The organism is Mycobacterium sp. TH-M82, from assembly GCF_057473605.1.
Window position 1 is genome coordinate 1 of the sequence record NZ_JBYCKY010000916.1, and the last position, 6,156, is coordinate 6,156.

Here is a 6,156-nt window from a genome sequence, read left to right on the forward strand (position 1 = left end):
GATACCATGCCTTGCCGTCCTGGCTCACCGCCTGACCGGCAGTAACCGGGTCGGCCAACAGATCCTGAACCAGTCGCACATGCTTGGAATCGGCACGTAACCGCGAAACCATCGCGTTGTAACGCTGACGCACCGGCGCACTCAGGCCCGTCGGTTCCTCCACCGCGACAAAGACGGTCGTCTTGGACCCCTGCTCGCCGAATGCGATCCCCATCCGCTCAACGGTCTGGAGCGACGGCGCATCAGAGGGAATGAGGTTCACCGACTGCTGCTTTACGACTGTTTCCAATTGCGGAAACACCGCGGCCAGGACGCCGGCAGCCACCACCCACGCACCGATGACCAGCACCTTGTGCCGGATACTAAACCGCGCCACGCGGGCTAATCGATCGCTGTAAACGCCCTCACCAGCGGTGACCTTACGGAGTCTTTCCCGGACCGGCCGACTCAACGTCGCCACGCCCGACGAAACCCACCCGGTATCTACCATCCCCCGTCTCCACTACTGGAAAGAAACCAATGGTATCGCAACAGTACTATCGGTACCCTTTCATGGTGTCGGCGAAATTGCTACCGCCAGCCCGCCCACGCCGCGACGCCGCGTCGGCCCTTGCGCTCGACCTCGATGTCCTGTTGCCGGTTCCGTATCGGGTACGTCATTGCGTAATCCATTGGTATGCAGATTATTTGACGTTGGCCATGGGTCATCTCTGGCTGCTGACAATCTCACGAACGCCGTAGGCGAAATGCCAGCCGGGAACTGAGCCTGATCGGCTCATCGCGAACATGATCGTACATTTCCCGACTCATCAGATCGTCGTCCAGGTACGAGCAAGAGCGAGGGGGATAGTGACGTGGACGAACGCGGCCCTGGTGGACCGGCGGCGCTGGGTGCAGCCGCTTGGCAATACCGCGACTGGCCAGCCGGATATCCCGAACCGCACGTCTCCAGAGGTGGGTTTTAGTCAGCGAAATCGGCACATTCATCAGGATTTGACGTCTTTCGTCCGTGAGGTCGCCGCGCGGAGGCAGAAGCTGGATTTTTCGATCGCCACGCGGCCGGCCGATTGGGGGCAGCGCCGTCGACTCCCCCGGGTCCCGAACCGCTCGACCGGTTGCCTGATCACCAATCCTCCTTCGGTGCTTGGCCTACACCGCCGAAGTGTACTAGTAGTATCGCTACGATACTACTAGTACCGTTCGTCGGATTGAACGACTTCCCCGATGCGATTCGCTGTAGGCCAGGTCCGTGGGGGGTTTACGGTGACTACGTGGAGCGTGACGCTGAAATCCCGATCGATGTCGATGTCGATGTCGACGACGACGTCGATCCCCGCCGCCTTCGGTCACGGACCCGGTTGCTGGATGCGGCCACGAAACTCCTCAATGCCGGTGGCATCGAAGCCGTCACCATAGACGCGGTCACCAAAGCCTCCAAGGTCGCACGCACCACGCTGTATCGGCACTTCAGCAGCTCTACTCAGCTGCTGGCCGCAACATTTGAACGGTTGCTACCGCAGGTCACCCCACCACCTGCCACGGGAACATTACGCGACCAGCTGATCGAGCTGCTGAGCCGACAGGCGACCCTCTTTCAAGAGGCGCCGCTGCATGTCACCACGCTGGCCTGGGTCGCGCTCGGGCCAACACCGGACGGCACAGAGGAGACCTACGATCGCAACGCGCTGCGGACGCGGATCATCGACCATTATCGCCGGCCGTTCAACAGCCTTCTGGAAGGCCCTGAAGCCCGGGCCGATCTCGACGACTTCGATCTAGAACTGATTCTGTGCCAGCTCGTCGGCCCGGTGGCGTTCGCTCGACTCACCGGGCTGCGCGCAATCGATCGTCACGACTGTGAACGCATCGTCGATGATTTCCTCGCCGCGCACCGCCGCCCGACAGACAGACCCCCGTCGCGGCCCTCGGCCCGGAAATCCTCGTCCGGCACAAACCGTTCCAGGTAACGCGGCATAACCTTTGGGGGGCCTTCACATGGGCGGGTGCACCTTGGGAAACGCAATGACTGTGCGTCCGGATTGGGCTAACTGGCTGCGTAGTAGATCGTTTTCCAGGGTGAGCTGGTTGACGACGCGTACGAGGGCGGGGACATCTGTTCGGAGTTGTTTAAGCTCGCCGTTCTTGTTGACGATGGTCTTGCGAAGCTTTGCAATGGTGTTACGAAGTCTTGTCTCCAGTTCTGATGGTCCGCCCTTTCCCCGTACCTGTTGGTAGAACTGGTTTTTCAGGTCGGTGTGGCGTTGGGTTAGGGCGTTGCGGGGTACGTCGGCTTCTTGTGCGAGGGCAACGATCGTCAGTGCACCGTTGGAACGCTGGGGTGTGCCGGCGAAGATGCGGTCCATGGCGGCGCGGATGCGGTCGCGTTCGTCGAGTGCAGCGGTCACATGGGCTCCTCGGTCAGGTGGTGTTTGTCTTCCCCGCTCGAGGTGACGCGCGTGTTGTCGTGGGTGTCGGCGTAGTGGCGGAGTTTTGCGGCGTTGGCGCGCAGCCGTTCACCGATCGGTTGGGGGGTGTGGGTGGCCTGTTGTTCGAGCTGGTCGGCGCGGGTGCGTAGCTGGGCGGCGTGCCGATCGGTGCGTATGACGTTGCCGCAGCGGGGATCGCAAGCTTCCAGCTTGGGGGCATCTTTGATGCCGTCGCGTTGGCATAGGGCCCGGTCTGGCTTGTAGCGGCACAGCAGTAACGCTTGCGGGTTGTCGTAGATCATCAGGTCAGGGTTGGCGACGAGCCGGCGAGCGGTTTTCGCGGTGATCGTTGTCCCGCTGAATGTGGGTGCGTGTGCCGCGATTTTGATGGCGTCGCGGGCCGCTGGGCCCGAGACTCCACCGCCGTCGTTGAGGTGGTCTCGAAGTTCGGCGACGGTGTCGGCTACGGCGCGTACGGTTTCGATGTCGAGCAGGTCGTGGATACCGTCGCGGCCGCGCGAGGCGTAGCGTCCGGAGACGACGGCCGAACGCATATGCCCGTATTGGATGGCCAGTGCGACGTGTCCATTTGGTCGCCGGGCGATGTGCCAGGCGAGGGATCGGCGGAAGCGTTTGAGCCCGATTCTGCCGTGCGGGTCGGGCGGGATTGTCTCGCTGGCCAGGTTGTGTCGTGCGGCTTGAGTGTTGGCCCAGTCAACGAATTCATCGATCCTGGAACGCATCGACCTATGGACCATTGAACCCGTCGCGGTGGGTTGGTTGTATCTATCGTGGGCCGATGAGTCGAACAGAAGCCCCCCGTCGGGAACCATTTTCTCCAGAACGCGAATGGCGTTGACGACGGGGGTGATTGCCACCCACGGCGCGTCGCGGTCCGTCCCGGCGGAGAGATGGTTGCCGTGTTCGTCGACCGCGCTTTTGTATTCGCGGCCGCGGATCAAGTGTCGCCCGACTGTGCCCGCGGCGTCAGGCTCGGGGTCAGGGCAACAACCCGTTGTCAGACCAAGTACTTCGCTGGGGCGCATCCCGGTGAGATAGGCACACACGATGAATGCCGCCGTACCGAGATGGCGCCACAAGGGCCACGCTTCCACGTAGTCGATGTCGTCGCGCCAGGGCTTTCCGTCGATGCGGCCGGTGATCGGGATGCCAAGCGGACAGCCCGACAGGCGTTGCGTCGCGGCCGCCAGCAGTTGGTCGCGGCGCGGATATTCCTTCATCTGCGACTTCGCAGCGCCGACGCGACCGCAAATGTAGGCGGCCACGAACGTGACCCGGTCCCCTTCGATATGAACGGGCAACGGATCACCGGACTCAAGAAGGGCATCAAGGTAGGCGCACAATGCCCGTCGGCCCTCGGGACGCGCACTGTCGGGTATCGCATTGAGCAGACGCGCATGCTCGGCGTGCGCGCGAAGGATGTCGTCGCCTAGGTCGTTGACCACGCGCATGGCCCAGACAAGGAGCGGCCCGAGCGTTTCCTCAGCTAACGGCGCAGCGGCATTCTCATTACCCAACGGGATTGGCCTTGGCAGATAGTCGTCGACTCCGGTGGTTTCCCACGGAGGTTGCCCAAGACCGGTTGGGGCGGGGCTGATTTGGTCGAGCGCCCACAATCGAGTCAGTGCGACCAGGCGCCGAAGCGCGCTGGAGCGGACTTCGGCCTTGGTCGCCAGCAGATACCGACCGTAGCCATCAAGGGTGGTGGTGTCGCAATCGGCCAGCCCCCGGACGCCGCGACTGTCGAGCCATTGGGCCAGTTCTAGCCAGTGACGCACTATGGTAATGAGCGTCGAGACCGCCGGGCGCGTTCGCATCCTGGTACCGCGGCTGCGGACAAAAGTGGGGCGCAGCTCGCCATTGATAAGACACCAGACAGCAAGGCGCAGTTCGTTCTCGAACGCTGCGGGGCAGTTTCTCCAGTGGATCTTGGGCCGTACCGCCGAAGGGTTTTCTGTCAGAGCAGCAAGCGACCACACAGGATCCCCGTAGTACGGGTTGAGGTGGGCGTGAATAGGTTTGACCAGATCTGGTGCCACCACCGGGCTACGCGGCCCAGGCATCAGCAACAAGTACGGATCATCTTGCGCCGCAGTGCTCATGTGTCGAGCACTCCCACCAGCAGATGATCGACCAGACCGCGGTCAGTATCGGTCAGTTGTGACAGCGCTTGCTCCCAGAGCGGATCGCCAAGACGTGTTTTGAGGTCTTCAAGGCGGCCATGGTGTTCGGCCCAATCGCGACGCCACGTCTTGGAGGGAAGGACCGAGCGCAGATTCGTTAAAGCCTGATGCAAATGCGCCAGTCGCGCGTGGTGTCCGGGATGGACGTGCGCGTTGGGGCAGGCCAGACACATCAAAAACGAAGCTGTGCAGCCGTCTTCGGGTGAGGTTGCGAACGGGCTTGACGCAGGGTCGGCGCAATCGGCTGTCGCTGTCTCAACATCGCCCGCTGCCGGCCGGTCGCGCAATTCGGCGACCAGAACCCCCTTTTGAGCACGACCCAACGCATCCTCAGCACCCGCGGCTATCACCTCGACGGCTTCGGCCTGAACACGCTTGTCCACCAAGGCATAACTACGATCGAAGGTCTGCTCAGAGTGTTGCGTGGGCTCACGGCGGCCCAGGGCGACAACCGTTCTGCGACCGCGACGAAATGGCGAACCGGTCAACCCTTGAGCTTGCGCCCACAGTGATGCGTCAAAAGACGACACCCCGAAACGGAAATCCCCGACAGGAGGATGACGGTCCCCGCGCACCCACACATGACCGCGGTTGCCGGTGCGCCACACGATGAGCCGGTCAGTTCCCGGAGCCATCTGTTCGACCAACGCGCGAGCAAAACGGGTCGCCCGCAAGGCCTGCGTGATCAACCGCCCGGCCGAGGCGGCACCGTCATCGGTGAAGTTCCTGGATTCGTGATACCGCCCAGCGCCGCGTCGCGGCTTTTCCAAAGCCACCCGATACGTCGGCCGACCATCGTGGCCAGCATCAGGTGATGCCTTAGGCACCGCCAGCCCGTCGATGACCGACAAGTTCCACCCGTATTCGGCCATCATCAGCACCCCCAGCGCTGCCGCCTCCATCCTGGACAAAAACAGCCGCTGCCACGTCACCTCTGCCCTGGTGCCACCCAGCGGTCCGTGATATCGCTTTTTGAGCAGATGCGCTCCCTCTTTGGTTCTGGCGTTCTTCATCGTGTACTCGGGCATGGACCCGGTATCGGCGAGAACGCTCAACGCGTGCCCGACCAGCCAATCCGGGCTGTCTCCGACGAATTCCCCTTGCTGCCAACGGTGCAAGTGCCGAGCATTATGTTCGATGCGCGCTAACGCGGCGCGGAAGGTCCGTCGGGCCGCGACCTTGATGAGCTGAAACTCGTCGTGGCTGTATGACTGTGTGGCGCTTTGCGCTCGCCTGAAGCGGCGCACAAGTTCGTCGGCCACCGGCCCGCACTGCAGTCGCGGATCCTCTTGCAACAGCAGCGCGACCTCAGTGAAGGGGCGTTTGTCGTTGAGCATGACCACGCTATTGCGCCACCGTCTGACCATGGCGGCGCTGAGATCATCGAGATCGCGCACGTGCTCTGGTTGCTCGACGAGGAATTCGGCGAATGCGTTTCGTCAAGTGATTTGGCCCCACTGTTCTGCATGAATTTTGGCCCCGGGCGTTGGTGTTGGGGGCTTGATCGTTGGTGGCTGGTTTGGCGG

The 6,156-nt window shown here is 62.5% G+C and carries 7 protein-coding genes; 3 read left to right on the forward strand and 4 right to left on the reverse strand.

Annotated elements, in window-relative coordinates; translation table 11 throughout:
• Window positions 1-490, reverse strand: a 490-nt coding sequence (locus AC2VON_RS26780) for an MMPL family transporter (RefSeq protein ID WP_486955479.1), incomplete at its 3' end; no start/stop codon positions are given.
• Window positions 491-1,271: 781 nt separating this feature from the next.
• Between AC2VON_RS26780 and AC2VON_RS26785 the strand changes: the two genes are divergently transcribed.
• Window positions 1,272-1,967: a TetR/AcrR family transcriptional regulator gene (locus tag AC2VON_RS26785; protein ID WP_036473479.1), complete on the forward strand. Its 696-nt coding sequence runs from the start codon at window positions 1,272-1,274 to the stop codon at window positions 1,965-1,967.
• Between the two features lie 24 nt (window positions 1,968-1,991).
• On the opposite strand, the gene AC2VON_RS26790 is transcribed toward AC2VON_RS26785, so the two are convergent.
• From AC2VON_RS26790 to AC2VON_RS26800, 3 genes are all read right to left on the reverse strand, one after another.
• Window positions 1,992-2,405, reverse strand: a complete 414-nt coding sequence (locus AC2VON_RS26790) for a hypothetical protein (protein ID WP_036473482.1) — start codon at window positions 2,403-2,405, stop codon at window positions 1,992-1,994.
• Window positions 2,402-4,225, reverse strand: coding sequence for a hypothetical protein (locus AC2VON_RS26795; RefSeq protein ID WP_051641679.1), 1,824 nt, complete (start codon window positions 4,223-4,225; stop codon window positions 2,402-2,404). Before AC2VON_RS26795 ends, AC2VON_RS26790 begins: the two co-directional genes overlap by 4 nt.
• Before the next feature lie 320 nt (window positions 4,226-4,545).
• Window positions 4,546-5,481 carry a hypothetical protein gene (locus AC2VON_RS26800; protein WP_486955480.1) on the reverse strand — a complete coding sequence of 312 codons (936 nt, stop codon included), beginning with the start codon at window positions 5,479-5,481 and terminating at the stop codon, window positions 4,546-4,548.
• Here AC2VON_RS26800 and AC2VON_RS26805 point away from each other — a divergent pair.
• Both AC2VON_RS26805 and AC2VON_RS26810 read left to right on the forward strand, forming a co-directional pair.
• Entirely contained in the window at window positions 5,471-5,593 is a 123-nt protein-coding gene (locus tag AC2VON_RS26805; protein WP_486955481.1) for a hypothetical protein, read from the forward strand. The genes AC2VON_RS26800 and AC2VON_RS26805 overlap by 11 nt on opposite strands.
• 260 nt (window positions 5,594-5,853) lie before the next feature.
• Window positions 5,854-6,156 (forward strand): hypothetical protein (locus AC2VON_RS26810; RefSeq protein WP_486955482.1); only part of this gene is annotated, 303 nt, incomplete at its 3' end.